The 15,918-nt window shown below is 45.5% G+C and carries 13 protein-coding genes and 1 pseudogene; all 14 read right to left on the reverse strand.

From position 1 onward, the window contains the following. Positions 1–145: 145 nt before the first annotated feature. Positions 146–1,807 (reverse strand): 2-isopropylmalate synthase, encoded by a 1,662-nt coding sequence (gene leuA, locus ACLROL_RS04955; protein ID WP_087200086.1) that lies wholly within the window; start codon positions 1,805–1,807, stop codon positions 146–148. Positions 1,808–1,828: 21 nt separating this feature from the next. Continuing rightward, the gene (locus ACLROL_RS04960; RefSeq protein ID WP_087200084.1) at positions 1,829–2,095 is read right to left on the reverse strand and encodes an HPr family phosphocarrier protein; all 267 of its coding nucleotides are present in this window, start codon (positions 2,093–2,095) and stop codon (positions 1,829–1,831) included. A 14-nt stretch (positions 2,096–2,109) separates the two neighbouring features. Beyond that, positions 2,110–3,378: a YbbR-like domain-containing protein gene (locus ACLROL_RS04965; protein ID WP_087200082.1), complete on the reverse strand. Its 1,269-nt coding sequence runs from the start codon at positions 3,376–3,378 to the stop codon at positions 2,110–2,112. Beyond that, the gene (gene cdaA / locus ACLROL_RS04970) at positions 3,359–4,240 is read right to left on the reverse strand and encodes a diadenylate cyclase CdaA (protein WP_087200080.1); all 882 of its coding nucleotides are present in this window, start codon (positions 4,238–4,240) and stop codon (positions 3,359–3,361) included. The genes ACLROL_RS04965 and cdaA overlap by 20 nt, the downstream gene beginning before the upstream one ends. A 73-nt stretch (positions 4,241–4,313) precedes the next feature. Next, positions 4,314–5,450 (reverse strand): hypothetical protein, encoded by a 1,137-nt coding sequence (locus ACLROL_RS04975; protein WP_221919244.1) that lies wholly within the window; start codon positions 5,448–5,450, stop codon positions 4,314–4,316. Beyond that, on the reverse strand, positions 5,443–5,850 hold the full coding sequence (locus ACLROL_RS04980; RefSeq protein ID WP_087200077.1) for a hypothetical protein: 408 nt from the start codon (positions 5,848–5,850) through the stop codon (positions 5,443–5,445). Before ACLROL_RS04980 ends, ACLROL_RS04975 begins: the two co-directional genes overlap by 8 nt. Positions 5,851–5,902: 52 nt before the next feature. After that, positions 5,903–6,295, reverse strand: a complete 393-nt coding sequence (locus tag ACLROL_RS04985) for a ComF family protein (RefSeq protein WP_246599079.1) — start codon at positions 6,293–6,295, stop codon at positions 5,903–5,905. A 150-nt stretch (positions 6,296–6,445) separates the two neighbouring features. Beyond that, positions 6,446–6,610 (reverse strand): annotated as a pseudogene (locus ACLROL_RS04990) (double zinc ribbon domain-containing protein); the annotation flags it as partial. A 33-nt stretch (positions 6,611–6,643) separates the two neighbouring features. Beyond that, the gene (locus ACLROL_RS04995) at positions 6,644–8,854 is read right to left on the reverse strand and encodes an ATP-dependent RecD-like DNA helicase (protein ID WP_087211670.1); all 2,211 of its coding nucleotides are present in this window, start codon (positions 8,852–8,854) and stop codon (positions 6,644–6,646) included. Between the two features lie 69 nt (positions 8,855–8,923). Continuing rightward, on the reverse strand, positions 8,924–9,922 hold the full coding sequence (locus ACLROL_RS05000) for a rod shape-determining protein (protein ID WP_087200072.1): 999 nt from the start codon (positions 9,920–9,922) through the stop codon (positions 8,924–8,926). Positions 9,923–10,092: 170 nt separating this feature from the next. Next, positions 10,093–12,927 (reverse strand): excinuclease ABC subunit UvrA, encoded by a 2,835-nt coding sequence (gene uvrA, locus ACLROL_RS05005; RefSeq protein ID WP_413067428.1) that lies wholly within the window; start codon positions 12,925–12,927, stop codon positions 10,093–10,095. 34 nt (positions 12,928–12,961) lie between these two features. Continuing rightward, the gene (gene uvrB, locus ACLROL_RS05010; RefSeq protein ID WP_413067429.1) at positions 12,962–14,947 is read right to left on the reverse strand and encodes an excinuclease ABC subunit UvrB; all 1,986 of its coding nucleotides are present in this window, start codon (positions 14,945–14,947) and stop codon (positions 12,962–12,964) included. Between the two features lie 3 nt (positions 14,948–14,950). Beyond that, the gene (locus ACLROL_RS05015) at positions 14,951–15,442 is read right to left on the reverse strand and encodes an NADAR family protein (RefSeq protein WP_413067430.1); all 492 of its coding nucleotides are present in this window, start codon (positions 15,440–15,442) and stop codon (positions 14,951–14,953) included. Between the two features lie 30 nt (positions 15,443–15,472). Beyond that, positions 15,473–15,907 (reverse strand): hypothetical protein, encoded by a 435-nt coding sequence (locus tag ACLROL_RS05020; RefSeq protein WP_413067431.1) that lies wholly within the window; start codon positions 15,905–15,907, stop codon positions 15,473–15,475. Positions 15,908–15,918: the final 11 nt, after the last annotated feature.

Consider the following 15,918-nt stretch of genomic DNA (forward strand, 5'->3'; position numbering starts at 1 on the left):
TTTCATGGATTGTGGCACTCATTTTTCTTTTCAACTGTCAAAGATGGGATTATACTGAAATTCCGATCTGATGTCCATCAATATGGGCAAGTCTTTAAAATGGAAACGGGCAGGAATCCATGATTCCAGCCCGTTTCCCCTATTTCTATTCTTGTTCTTCCAGTCTGTTGACCGCGCTGAACATCGCGCGGAAACCTGCCCGCGTGATATTGGAGCTAACTCCTACGCCATATGTTTCTTTTCCCGTCTTATTATTTCTCAGACAAATATACGCTGCCGCCTTAGCCTCCGATCCTTGGCTGAGTGCGTGCTGGGAGTAATCGAGAAGTTTGAAATCCATGCCGGATTCTTCGGCAAGCACTCTCTTAAGTGCAGCCAATGGACCATTTCCTACCGCTTTCGCCTGTTTTAACTCTCCTCTTGATGAGAACACCACTTCCACTTCCGTCTCGCTTTCCGCCAGATCTTCCGCCTTGGCGCGGATCAGTTCATACGGTGCGAGCTTTCTCAGGTATTCCTTCTGGAATGTCTCATAGATTGTAGATGGAGCCACTTCTCCCTGCTTTTCCGCAATTTTCTGAATCACATCCGCAAATTCTTTGTGCATCTTCTTTGGCAGCTTGAATCCAAATTCGCTGTCCATCACAAAAGCAACTCCGCCTTTTCCAGACTGGCTGTTGATGCGCACGATCGGTTCGTACTCCCTTCCGATATCGGAAGGATCGATAGGAAGATATGGAACTTCCCACCACTCCTGCTTCTTCTCCCGCATTGCCTGCATCCCTTTGTTGATCGCATCCTGGTGGGATCCGGAAAACGCCGTAAATACCAGCTTTCCTGCATATGGATGCCGTTCTGGAACATCCATCTTGCAGCATCTTTCATACACATCTTTGATCTCTGTTATATTCTCCAGATTCAGCTCCGGATTGATACCCTGGGAGAACATGTTGTAGGAGACAGTCAAGATATCAAGGTTTCCTGTCCTCTCGCCATTTCCAAACAATGTTCCTTCTACTCTGTCTGCACCTGCCAGGAGAGCAAGCTCGCAAGATGCAACTCCCGTTCCTCTGTCATTGTGCGGATGGATACTTAAGATTACTCGTTTTCTGTCTTTGAAATGTCTGTCCATCCACTCAATCTGATCTGCATAGACATTCGGTGTCGTCATTTCCACTGTGGACGGAAGATTGATAATGATCGGCTCATCCTTTGTAGCTCCCCATTCGTCACAGACCGCTTCACATACTTCCAGTGCATATTCCAGCTCTGTTCCTGTAAAACTTTCCGGAGAATACTCAAGTCTCAGATTTCCTTTAAAATCTGCCGCACACTCTTTAACCATTTTCGTTCCATCTATTGCGATCTGCCGTATTTCTTCTTTCCCTTTTTTGAATACTACTTCCCGCTGAAGCGTGGATGTGGAGTTGTAAATATGTACGATCGCGTTTTTCACACCGTCCAGCGCTTCAAATGTCCTCTTTACGAGATGCTCCCTGCACTGAACCAATACCTGAATCCATACATCGTCCGGAATCAGGTTGTCATCCACCAGTTTCCTAAGAAAATCGTACTCAATCTGTGACGCTGATGGAAACCCCACTTCAATTTCTTTAAATCCCAGTTTCAGGAGGAGCTGAAACATCTCTATCTTCTCTTCCACTGTCATCGGATCAGTCAGCGCCTGATTGCCGTCTCTTAAGTCGACGCTGCACCAGACCGGCGCTTTCTCGATTTCCTTATCCGGCCATGTGCGTTCCGGATAAGGAACAACTGGTACTCTTCGATATCTCTTATAATTTAACATGCTATTCCCTCCTGCTTTTCTTTATTCTCCCAAGCCTTCTTCCACAGCTTTTATCATTGTATCCAATGCTTTCTCTTCATCTTCACCATCACAGATGATTTCGAGGACATCGCCGCATTTTACACAAGCTCCCAATATACTGAGTACACTTTTGGCATTGCTGATTCCCCTCTCATCTGTCCGAAATTTTATACTACATTGGAAGTCCATGGCAGTCTTGCAAAACACCCCTGCCGGACGCAGATGCAGCCCTGTAGGGTTGCTGATCTTTACTTTTCGGCTTACCATACCTGTTCCCCCAGTTATTCATTTTCGTTGCTTTCCGTACTTTCCAAAAGTACTTTTATCGTAACCGGCTCAGCCAGGGAGCAATTTCCCGGGAGCTTCACTTCCACCGGGACATCGTATTCTCCCGGATCTTTATATGTCACGAGATTGATGGAAACACTTCCTTCTTCAAGTTCCAGAGTTTCAAGGATATCCTGATCTCCATTTACTTTAATCTCCAGTACATCCTCTGACGGATAAGAATATTTCATCCCTTCTGGCAAGTTATTCACAACAATTGCTCCGGTAGGCATCTCCAGTGTTTTGCTTCCTGCCTCCTCGATTCCGATCATGACCACCACCGATCCGGCATTTTTGTCGATCAGTTCCACATCCGGCAGATACGGTGTAATATCCACCACCCGCTCCTCTTTTTTAGTAAGGTTATCCGCCTTCAGCGCACTCGCAGGTATCGTGATCTCTTCCACATTTGCCAACGCTTCTTCGCTTCCGGCCACCTGCACTTCCGCCGGCTCTGATGTGATTCCGGTAAAGACATAACCGTCTGCCGGAGTGATCTGAGAAGTATTAAATTTCAATGGCAGTTTCTTTGTCTCCCATACTTCCACCTGTACACGCACGTCATTTTCACTCTTCAAATCTTTCAGTGTGAGCAGTGTCGTATCGATGATCTTTCCTTCCCTGTCATAAAATGCCAGCTTGGAATTCAAAACCGCATCCTCCGAAAGTCCTGTCACATCTACTTCAGCCACGACTTTATCGATACGGTCAATGACAGATTTCGGGCCGTCCACTCTTACTTTTTCCGGATCAGCCTTAACCTGACCTAGCACATATCCATCCCTCACGCTTCCTGTTGTGGTCGGAGTGATCGGGAAAGTATTCTGCGCCTCGTCTTCGATTGTGACTTGAAGATTTCTTGGAGTTGAGTAAGCTTCTTCATATTTCCCCGCAAATTCCGGAATCGTCACTTCAATCGGGATTTGGGATCCAAGCGACATTTCCTTCATATCCGCGTATGCCTTGATATCAGACGCTTCTAATTCATGCAGGACACGTCTCGTCGCTTTTACAGTTACTCTTACCCGATCTGTTCCTGCCTCCGTCGTGTATGTCTTTCCTTTGCTGGTAACTACTTCGGGATGCAGAATCTCTACCTGTATGTTGGAAAAGGAAACTGTGTCGACCGGATTGTCTATATTCACAACAACTGCCCACAGAAATGCGGCAAAGGCAAGCGAAAGAAGCTTCAGGCCGATATTTTTAGTGAGTCTTTTTTTCATGTTTCCGCCTTCCTTTCCACAATTTCGATATTCCTTTGTTCTCCACAGCTTTATTCTGAATGCCGGCCAATCGCTCTTTCAGATATTCCGGAGTTACATTGCGGACGAGCTGCCCGCCCTGGGCTACCGATACATACCCGGTCTCTTCTGATACTACGATGATAAGCGCATCGCTTACCTCGCTCATCCCGAGGGCTGCCCGGTGTCTTGTTCCCAGCTCCTTGCTGATCCCCATATTGTCCGAAAGCGGAAGATAACATGTGGCTGATACGATCCGGTTTCCCCTCACAATAATGGCTCCGTCATGGAGTGGTGTATTATGTTCAAAAATATTGATCAGCACCTGAGACGAAACGATACAGTCGAGCGCGATCCCCGTACTTTCATATTCTGTAAGACGGATAGCCTGCTCTACCACGATCAGCGCCCCTGTCTTAACTTTTCCCATCGAAAAGCATGCCTGTGTGATGCCGTCCAGCGTCTTCTGTGAAAAGCGCTCGTTTTCCTTTCCGGCATCGATTGGAACAATAGCCGTCAAGAACTTTTTCTCCCCAAGCTTCTCCAGCGCTCTTCTGAGCTCCGGCTGGAATACTACAATGGCCGCGATGGCAAGTACCGACACACTGTTTCTTGCGATCCATAGGATCGTGTTCATCTTAAATATGGCGGCAAGCAGGATAAAGATTGCAAGGAACAAAATTCCCTTCAGAAGCATCCATGCCTTTGTATTCTTGATCCATATCATAATCTGATAGATCAAAAAAGCCACGATGATGATCTCCACCACATCAGTCCATCTCAGATCCGGAAAATACCAGTCTGTAAAATATAGTCCCATAATCTGTGAAATCTTACTTTCCATCTTTGCCACCTCCTGTTCTTTCTATACTCCTTAACATCCTTGTCAAAACCCCTTTTATCTATATGAATCTTGTTTAATTTCTGTTCTTTTCTTCTTTATCCTGAAGTTCCTTTTTGATAATCTCTTCCAGGTCAATCTCCTCCTGAAGCCGTTTTGCCAGCAAAAGTTCTTCTGTCATTCCCGGAATAAAAGAAGTCTCTTCTGTTTTCTTTCCTTCCCGTGTTTCCGGCTTTGGATGTTCCGCTTTTGACTCCGTCTGGTTTTCTTCCCCTTCTTCTTTTCTGTCATGCCTCCGTTTGCTGATCTGTTTCACTTTTTTCTCCGGAACAGTGACGGACACTTTCGGTATGGCTTTCACGTAATAATAGTATTCATCGTCTTCATACTGAAACTTCTCCGCTCTCGAGTAATCCACTGAAAACACGCAGAATTCCAAGATCAATGCCAGGATTACCGAAATGATATTTCCAAATATGACTGTGATATACGGGAACTGAATGTTGAGAGCAATACCTCCTGCCACGATGACAATAATATCTGCCACAGCTCCCGCCGCCATAGCTATCTTCCACGAATGATCCGCCTCACTTCTGCGCACGGTATAAACAATCAGCACGCAGACAGCAAAGGAAGCAACATAGGTCCACATCTCACTATTCTGCATGACCTGTGTGGCAAACAGCGTCATCTGACCGGTAATGCCATCAGCCCCTGTGACTACAGTGGAAGATACTTCCAAGTATGTCATTATATAATATATAATCGTTCCAAAACAGATCGGTATAATGCATGTCGGTACACTTGTCAGTGCAAATGCAATCGGCACTGCAAACGGAATCTTAAAGCAGAACGCAATAACCATCAGCAGTACGATGATCGCCTTATCAGGCGCAAACCGGAAATAAAAAATCAGCATCACGGCGAAAATCGCTGCAGCCACGAGCAATACTCCCATGGATAAAGCCTGCATATGTATGAGCATAAGCACCGCTGAAGCAATGACCGTAAACGTGCAAGGCAAAAATGCACAGATCACTGCCAGTACAACAGTGACGACCGGGTTGGCAAAAGTTTCCATAAATCCCATTTTGGAATTGATCAGATAAAAAACAATAAATGCCAGAAGCAATTGGATCATCTTGTCGATGCCCTTGGAGTACTTGGCATAAAATGCCTGAAGTTGTTCTTTCAACACAAACAGACTACTCATATTTTTTCTTCCTTTCCTGACCATAATATCTTTCCAGCTGCGTAAGCATACGGGTGTATTTTTTCACTCTTCCTCTGGCTCTCGTATGCTTTTTCTGATAAAATCTGGATGCAAACAACCCGTAAGATATGAGAAGGACGATATAAACGATCAGAATTGCCGCTGCTATGACTGCAAGCATGAGTAATCCGAGATTTTCCAATATCATATCCAAAAATACCACAGCAAGAACCCCGATGATCAGCGCATAACCGATCGTTACCCAGATCAGCGTCAGGATCGTCTGAAAACTGGTATAGTCTTTTTTATGGTAGGAACTGATCTTAAAATCCTCTTGCCCTTGTTTCTCCTCGTACATCGCCATTTTATTCATCAGCTTGATTTTTTCTTCGTTAATCATAAGCCACCTCTGTCAGTTTTATTTTAAAAAACCATTTTCAGTATACCAAAAATCAAATATCTTGTCCAACACTTATCGTGAAAAAGAACGTATTGCGCACACCGGCTTTTTTCAGCGCTTTCGCCGCCTCATTGATGGTGTTTCCTGTCGTATAGATATCGTCGATGAGAAGTACACTGTCCGGCAGTCTGCCTTCTGTTTTCGTGGAAAAACTTCTTTCAAGATTTCCCTTTCTTTTGTTTCTGGAAAGTGTTTTTTGTGCTTCTGTCTGTCTCGTCCTGATAAGAAGATCTTTTCTAACCGGTATCCCTGAAAGCTCAGAAAGTCTGTCTGCCAGAACCTCAGCCTGATTAAATCCTCTCTGGTGCTTCTTTTTCCTGTTCATAGGGATCGGGACGATCGCTTCTATCTCCCATTTCTCAAGAAGTTTTCCATACCGCCTCATCCATTCTTTTGCATAAAACTCTGCGTAAACTCTCCTGTTCCTAAATTTGAACTGATAAATAGAATCACTTGCCGGCGGTCTGTGTATCCACAGACTTCGTCCTTGCTCATACCAGCACGCCTTTTCTTTTATCCGCTCCGCACAGTCTCGGCAATATTCTGTCTGTGTATTGCTTATGGTTTTCCCACATTTCTTGCAAGTGGGTTCGTGTACACTTTTTAATTTCTTTCGACATTTTTTGCATACTTCATCAACTTCTACGTTTCCACAAAAGGGACATACATGAGGATATAGCAGCTCGCCTATTTTTTTCATTCTTTTGTTGAAACTCTGATTCTTCCCTCTCGTTTACAAAAACTCTGCTATGTGCTCCGCAAGGCTTGTGTTTCTTTTCTGTTCTTCCACATTTTGGATCATCTCCTGAAAAACAGTATCACTTCCTACAAGTGTAACACATTTCCTCGCTCTTGTCACAGCAGTATACAAAAGATTCCGACAATATAACTGCCTCGGACCTGCAAGCAGCGGAATGATCACTGCCGGATATTCACTTCCCTGTGATTTATGTATCGTAACTGCATAGGCAAGCTCCAGCTCATCCAGCATTTTGAAAGGATAGGTTACCTTCCTTTTTTCATCATATTCTACTTCCAGCGTCTCGTCATATGTATTGATCTTTGTTATAATCCCCATATCGCCATTGAAAACGCCAATACCTTTGTCGACTACAAGACCATACTTTGTTGCGATCTCCCACTCCAATTGATAATTATTTTTCACTTGCATAACCTTATCGCCCACACGGAATAATTTCTCTCCGTATTCCTTCTCCGCCTTCTTATCGGACGGCGGGTTCAGATACTGCTGCAAAATTTTATTTAATCGTTCCACACCCAGGAGTCCTTTTTTCATCGGAGTAAGCACCTGGATATCGGACATACGTGCATCCACATATTTGGGCAGTTTTTTCTGGATCAATGTCAGGACGACGCTGATAATTACATTGGCATCCTGTCGTTTCAGGAAAAAAAAGTCTTTGCTTTTATTGTCAAGGACGACTTCCTGCCCAGCATTGATCTTGTGGGCGTTCATGACAATATCGCTTTCCTGTGCCTGCCGAAAAATTTTTGTCAGCATAACTACCCTGAAAACCTTAGAATCTATAATATCTTTCAATACTTTCCCAGGGCCTACAGACGGCAGCTGATTGATATCCCCTACAAGGATCAGCCTTGTTCCCGGAACGATCGCTGAAAGGAGCGCATGCATCAGCGGAAGATCTACCATGGACATCTCATCGATGATAACCGCATCGGTTTCCAGTGGATTTTCCCTGTTTCTTCCAAATCCTCCCGTCTTGCCTTCTTCCGGATTTCCGCTTACTTCCAAAAGACGATGTATCGTCTGTGCTTCATATCCCGTCGCCTCCGTCATTCGTTTAGCCGCCCTTCCAGTCGGCGCTGCGAGACGGATATCCATCCCTTCACTTTCGAAATATCGTATCATGGCATTTATCGTTGTTGTCTTCCCGGTTCCCGGCCCGCCTGTCAGGACAAACACTCCGCTTTTTACTGCCTCTTTCACTGCCTCCCTCTGCTTTTCGTCCAGTCTAAGCTCTCCGTACTCTTCCAGTTTTTCCAGTCTTCGAAGGATCATATCGTCGTCTTCCTCGTAATCGATATCCAGATCATGAAGCATTTTTGCCGTATTTAGTTCCATATAGTAGTATTTTGCCGGATAAATTCTGACAGATTCTTCGTTCTTTTTCATAACAATTTTTCTTTCCATCGCCAGATCCATCAGATACTTTTCAATATCTTCGATCTGCACTCCCAGAAGTTCCGACGTTTTTTTCAACAGCACATCTTCGTACAAAAAAATATGGCCTTCCGCAAGACTTTGCAAAAGCGTATAGAAAATGCCGCTCTTAATCCGAAAATCCGAATCAGTGTGTATGCCGATCCTCGCTGCGATCTCATCCGCTGTCTTAAAGCCAATTCCTTCGATATCATCTGCCAGTCGATAAGGATTTTCCTCCAAAATATGATAAATCCTTGTCCCGTATTTCTGATAGATCTTCACGGCAAGTGTCAGACTGATGCCGTATTTCTGCAGGTAGATCATCGCCTGTCGCAGATCTTTTTTTTCCTCCACCTGCTCTGCTATCTCCCGAGCTTTTTTCTCACTGATCCCCTTGATCTCTGCCAGGCGTTCCGGTTCTTCCTCAATGATGCGAAACGTGTCCTTCCTGAATTTTGCCACGATCTTTCCTGCCAGAGCCGGACCGATCCCTTTTATTGCACCGGAGCCAAGATAGCGCTCAACGGCCTCCAAATCCTCCGGTTCTTTGATCCGATGTTCTTCTACCTTGAGCTGAACTCCGTAGGTCGGATGTGTGACATATTCTCCGGACAATTCCAGGAACTCCCCATCTCCAATATATGCAAATTTGCCGACACACGTTAACTCTCCATCTTCATTATTCAGCTGAAACACCGTGTAACCGTTGTCTTCGTTCCTAAAGACGATGTGATCCACATATCCTGTTATTTTTTCCAAGTTTACCCTCCGTCTCTGATGCAGAAAAGAACTGCCGCAGAATATTTTCTGCAACAGTTCTCGCTATGTTTATGCATTGAATTTTTTGCTCTCACTCATAAATTCCACAAACTGACCCGTACCGATCGCTACGACCTTCATCGGATCTTCCGCAGTCATCGTATTGATGCCTGTCTTCTCTTCAATCAGCTCTTCCAGACCTCTCAGCAGAGCGCCTCCTCCAGTCAGGACAATGCCCCGATCCAGAATATCTGCAGAAAGTTCCGGCGGAGTCCTCTCCAGTACTCCGATAACCGCTTCCACAATCTGGCTGGTAGGCTCTCTGAGCGCCTCCTCCGTCTCAGAGGAAGTCACTGTAACCGTCTTTGGAAGTCCTGTCACAAGATTTCGCCCTCTTACCTCGATCGCTTCGTCTTCCACGAGCGGGTAAGTCGTACCAATCCGGATCTTGATATCTTCTGCGGTACGCTCTCCAATCAAAAGATTGTGTTTCTTTCTCATATATCTTACAATAGCCTCATCAAAATCATCCCCGGCGATCTTGATGGATGTATTGACAACCGTTCCGCCAAGGGAAATGACCGCAATGTCGGATGTTCCTCCTCCAATGTCCACAATCATATTTCCGCATGCTTTGGATATGTCAATTCCAGCTCCGATGGCTGCTGCCACCGGCTCCTCAATCAGATGAACCTCTCTCGCTCCAGCGGCAAATGTAGCTTCCTCCACGGCCTTTTTTTCCACTTCCGTCACACCGCTTGGAACACAGACGCTGATGCGCGGCTTTTTAAAAGTACGTTTTCCAAGTGCTTTCTGGACAAAATACTTGATCATCTTTTCTGTGACCGTGTAGTCTGAGATAACTCCCTGCCTGAGAGGCCTTACTGCCACAATATTTCCCGGTGTTCTGCCAAGCATCAGGCGTGCATCTTCCCCGATCGCACGGATAGCATTCGTATCTCTGTCAAATGCGACTACAGAAGGTTCTTTCAGCACAACGCCCTTTCCTTTCACATAAACAAGAACGCTCGCAGTTCCCAAATCGATTCCAATATCTACTGATGACATCAATCAAATAAACCCCTTTCACAAATCCCATCTATTTCCATCATCTTTCGTCTATCATACTTCCTCTTCTGCGCTGCGGCAGGCATAAATACGCATCCCACAGCATACATTTGTTATTATAATCAATCTTCCTTTAAATGGAAAGAGTTTTTTCCAAGAAAATAGAAGTTTTATTTTTTCTTAAGGAATGGGGCAAGATATTGTCCTGTGTAGGATTGCGGACATTTTACAATTTCCTCCGGGGTGCCTTGCGCAATGACAGTACCACCTTTGTCTCCTCCTTCCGGACCCATGTCGATGATGTAGTCCGCCGTCTTGATGACATCCAGGTTATGTTCAATGACAATGACCGTATTGCCATCCGCCGCAAGTCTGCGCAAAATCTCAGTCAGTTTATGAACATCCGCAAAGTGCAGTCCTGTCGTCGGCTCATCCAGGATGTAGACCGTCTTTCCGGTACTTCTTTTACTGAGCTCTGCTGCCAGCTTGATCCTCTGCGCTTCCCCTCCGGAAAGTGTGGTAGACGGTTGTCCGAGGCGGATATAGGAGAGCCCCACATCATACAATGTCTCCATTTTTCTCCGTATACTTGGCACATTTTCAAAAAATTCCAGTGCCTCTTCTACTGTCATATTCAGCACATCGTAAATACTCTTTCCTTTGTATTTGACTTCCAGCGTCTCCCTGTTATAGCGTTTTCCATGACATACTTCGCACGGTACATATACATCCGGGAGGAAATGCATCTCAATCTTCAGTATCCCATCCCCACTGCAGGCCTCACACCTTCCGCCTTTCACATTAAAGCTGAATCTTCCTTTTTTGTAACCTCTGGCCTTTGCATCTGCTGTAGCGGCAAAGAGATCTCGGATCAGATCAAAAACTCCGGTATATGTTGCGGGGTTTGATCTCGGCGTGCGCCCAATCGGCGACTGATCGATATCAATTACCTTGTCGAGTTTCTCCAGACCCTTGATCTCCCTGTGTTTCCCCGGTATGACTCTTGCGTGATTCAGTACTTTTGCAAGGGTTTTGTACAATACTTCATTTACGAGGGAACTCTTTCCGGAACCCGACACTCCGGTCACGCAAGTCATAACACCAAGCGGAATATCCACATCGACATTTTTCAGATTATTTTCTTTTGCTCCTCTGATTTTCAGGAATCCCGATGGTTTGGCACGTTCATCTGGTACCGGGATCCTGATCCTCCCGCTCAAATAATCCCCTGTGATCGATCCCGGAGTGTCCATGATCTCCTGTGCAGTCCCCTGAGCCACGACTTCTCCACCGTGTTCGCCCGCCCCCGGTCCGATATCCACAATATGGTCTGCCGCAAGCATCGTATCTTCATCATGCTCTACCACGATCAGTGTATTTCCAAGATCACGTAGATGCTGCAAAGTCTTCAGGAGCTTATCGTTATCCCTCTGATGAAGGCCGATGCTCGGCTCATCCAGAATATAAGCCACCCCGACAAGACCAGATCCGATCTGCGTGGCCAGCCGGATCCTCTGTGCCTCCCCGCCGGAAAGCGTCCCGGTCGCCCTTGCCAAAGTAAGATAATCCAGTCCTACATCCATCAAAAATCCGATCCTTGCACGGATTTCTTTGAGAATCTGCCCTCCGATCAGCTCCTGCGTATGAGTCAGCTTCAGTTGCTCCAGAAATTGCTGCAGATTTTCGATGGACATAGATGTCACTTCGTAAATATTTTTGTCCCCTACTGTCACAGCCAACGCCTCTTTCTTCAGCCTTTGGCCTTTGCAGGCGTGGCAAGGCGTGATCCTCATAAATGTCTCATACTCCGCCTTCATTGCCTCCGATCCTGTTTCGCGGTATCTCCTCTCGACATTTTTGATCAGTCCGTCAAAAGCGACATCGTATATTCCCTCTCCGCGCTGTCCCTTGTACCGAACTTTGACTTCTTTCCCGTTTGTTCCGTAAAGAAGGATATCATGGACCTTTTTCGGGTATTCTTCAAACGGAGTATCCAGATCAAATCCATATTCTTCACACAGCCCTCTCAAAATGGCATTTGTAAAACTGGACGGATCTGTGCAGGACTGCCATCCCATGACTGCGATCGCACCCTGATTGATACTCAGCGACTTATCCGGTATCATCAGCTCTTCGTCAAATTCCATCTTATACCCAAGACCGAAACATTCCGGACAGGCCCCAAATGGATTGTTGAAAGAAAAGCTTCTCGGCTCGATCTCATCGATACTGATACCGCAGTCCGGACAGGAGAAACTCTGGCTGAAATTGATCGGCTCCCCACCAATCACATCCACTGTCATAAGTCCTTCCGCCAGAGAAAGAACGGTCTCAATGGAATCTGTCAGACGTTTTTCGATACCCGGCTTTACGACAAGACGGTCCACGATGATTTCTATGTTGTGCTTAATATTCTTTTCAAGAGAAATCTCCTCTGTCAATTCATACATATTCCCATCGATACGCACACGCACGTACCCGCTCTTTTTCGCCTTTTCCAAAAGCTTTGCGTGCGTCCCCTTCCGTCCTCTCACGACCGGCGCCAGGAGCTGAATCTTTGTCCTTTCCGGAAGTTCCATGATCTGATCCGTCATCTGATCTACCGTCTGTTTTTTGATCTCCTTTCCACAGACCGGACAGTGCGGAATACCGATCCGCGCGTACAAAAGCCGAAAATAGTCGTATATTTCCGTTACCGTTCCTACCGTGGAACGAGGGTTTCTGTTGGTGGATTTCTGGTCGATGGAAATCGCCGGAGAAAGTCCCTCTATGCTCTCCACATTTGGCTTTTCCATCTGTCCGAGAAACTGTCTCGCGTAAGAGGAAAGTGATTCCATATATCTTCTCTGCCCTTCCGCATAGATCGTGTCAAAGGCAAGGGAAGATTTCCCGGACCCGCTAAGTCCAGTGAGAACGACCAGTTCATTCCTCGGAATGTCCAGGTCGATATTTTTCAGATTGTGTTCATTTGCTCCGCGTATACGGATATATTGCCTGTTCTCCATGTTTTTCTCCTGCTCTATTCTCTGTCAAAATTTATCATATCAGCTCGTTCAGCTGCTGTTTTAGCTCGATCATCTTATCCCGAAGTTCGGCCGCCGTCTCAAAATCAAGTTCTGCCGCCGCTTTTTTCATCTGCTTCGTAAGGTCTTTGATCAGTTTTTCCAACTCTTCCCGGCTCATGGATTCCGGATCTTTTTCCATAATGTATTCTTGTTTTGCCACCTTCTTGGAAATACTGATGAGATCCCGCACCGCTTTCTGTATCGTCTTCGGTGTAATGCCGTGCTCTTCATTGTATTTCATCTGCACAGCACGTCTTCGTTTTGTCTCTTCGATGGCGATCCGCATAGAATCCGTGATGGTATCTGCGTACATGATCACATGTCCTTCTGCATTTCTGGCTGCACGCCCGATGGTCTGGATCAGGGATGTCTCTGAACGAAGGAATCCCTCTTTGTCCGCATCCAGGATTGCCACCAGCGTAATCTCCGGGATATCCAGCCCTTCCCTCAAAAGGTTGATCCCGACAAGCACGTCAAATACATCCAGGCGCATGTCCCGGATGATCTCCGTCCTCTCCAGTGTATCGATATCGGAATGCAGGTATCGCACCCGTATGCCCAATTCCCGCATATAGTCTGTCAGATCTTCCGCCATCCGTTTCGTCAGCGTCGTGATCAGAACTTTATTCTTCTTTTCTACTTCTTTATTTACTTCTCCCACAAGATCATCGATCTGGCCTTCCACCGGTCTGACCTCTACTTCCGGATCAAGAAGCCCTGTCGGGCGGATAACCTGTTCAGCCCGGAGAAGTTCGTTTTTCTCCTCATAAGGCCCCGGTGTGGCAGACACAAACATGACCTGATCGATCTTGCTTTCAAACTCTTCAAAATTGAGGGGACGGTTGTCCTTTGCCGACGGCAGCCTGAAACCATAGTTTACGAGCGTCGTCTTTCTGGACTGATCTCCATGGTACATCCCTCCGATCTGAGGGATCGTCTTGTGAGACTCGTCGATGATCATCAGAAAATCATCCGGGAAATAGTCCAAAAGTGTGTGCGGAGGTTCCCCTTCTGCAAGCCCGGTCAGATGACGGGAATAGTTTTCAATCCCCGAACAAAATCCGGTTTCCCGGAGCATCTCGATGTCAAAGTTCGTCCTCTCAGAAATCCTCTGAGCCTCCAAAAGCTTATCTTCGCCTTTGAAAAACCGAATTTGTTTTTCAAGCTCATCCTCTATTTCTTTTATCGCCCTGTCCATGTTCTCTTTTGATACAACATAGTGGGATGCCGGAAAGATAGCAATGTGATTCAGCTCATTTTTGATTTCTCCGGTCAAAACATCTACTTCTGTTATTCTGTCAACTTCATCTCCAAAAAATTCCACCCGGATGATATTTTCTTCCGCTCCGGCCGGAAATACTTCCACAACATCCCCGTGTACACGGAAAGTTCCCCGCTTGAAATCCATATCATTTCTGTCATACTGAATGTCAATCAGTTTCCGTATCACATCATCCCGATCTTTGATCATGCCTGGCCGGAGAGAAATGACCATCTCCTGGTAATCGATAGGACTTCCCAGACCGTAAATACAGGACACACTGGCCACAATGATGACGTCCCGTCTCTCAGAAAGCGCTGCAGTAGCCGAATGGCGAAGTTTGTCTATCTCGTCATTGATGGCGGAATCTTTTGCAATGTAAGTGTCGGATGACGGTACGTAAGCCTCCGGCTGGTAATAATCATAGTAGGACACAAAGTACTCTACGGCGTTATGAGGAAAAAATTCCTTAAATTCTCCGTAAAGCTGTGCCGCCAGAGTCTTATTGTGGGCGATGATGATCGTCGGTTTGTTTAACTGCTGGATGACGTTGGCCATCGTAAACGTTTTTCCGGATCCCGTAACTCCCAGAAGGGTCTCACACTGATTGCCTTCTTTGAAACCTTTGACCAGATCGGCGATCGCCTGAGGCTGGTCACCGGTGGGTTTGTATTCTGATACCAATTCAAAATGATCCATGATTTATCCTTGCTCCTTTTTCTGATGTTTGATTTCTTCCCTGACACGCATCAAAATTTTCCCTAACAGATTTTGGCCTCTCCACCTATCTATGCAATGCCTGTTCTCATCTTTCATAGAAAGGCCAATTCCCCAGATTCTATCTTTTACAGCGCATTCCGCAATTATTTCTTTACCTGTTTTCTTCAGTTTTTCAGCAAGTTCAGGATTCTGACGGAATTTTTCGCGTACACCTCTATAAACAATTTCTTCTCTTACTTTTATCCAGACCTTATCATCAAAATGCTGTACAGCTCTGCCTAATGCTTTTATTTCTGCTACATTATCTGTCTGTAAAATTTTCTCTGCTGCTTCTTGATCTTGAAACAGCAATGCCTTTTCATGCATCATATACTGTTCCATTGATGAAAACTTAATGCCATCAACTGTAAATTCAGACAGATACCAGTTACTCAAATATCCATTCTCTTCTTCCGGATTATGAAAACAGATCATAGCTCTTTCCTCCCGTAATTATCAGCAGCTTTACGGCACATTAAGTCCACACTGCTCTCCCACCTTACGAACAGCCACATACAGATCAAGATCATGCAAGCCAGGATATGCTTCAAACATAAATTTAACCGGGAGCAGTTTAACGACTTCTTTGCTTGGAAGTCTGTATATCCATTGAAACAATGCATAAAATTGTCCAATCCAGTTTGGAGCAAATCCTCCTGCCGCTTTTCCCGGCTTTGGTTCATATTTATCATTTTCCAGGAAATAATTGTATAACGTTTCTGCATCCATTGTACAGACATAAGCCTGTCCTTCATCGACCATAGCTCTTGTATAGCTTTTCATATATGACTCTATAAAATCCGCCACATCAATTCCAGGATAATGTCCTTCTGCATATTCAAATAATTTTCCTTGATTTTCAACAACTTCTTCCAAGTAACTTTTACTGAACACTTCCATGATCTTACCTC

Origin of the sequence: Sellimonas sp., from assembly GCF_047234585.1 — a bacterium.
Lineage (GTDB): Bacteria > Bacillota > Clostridia > Lachnospirales > Lachnospiraceae > Sellimonas > Sellimonas caecigallum.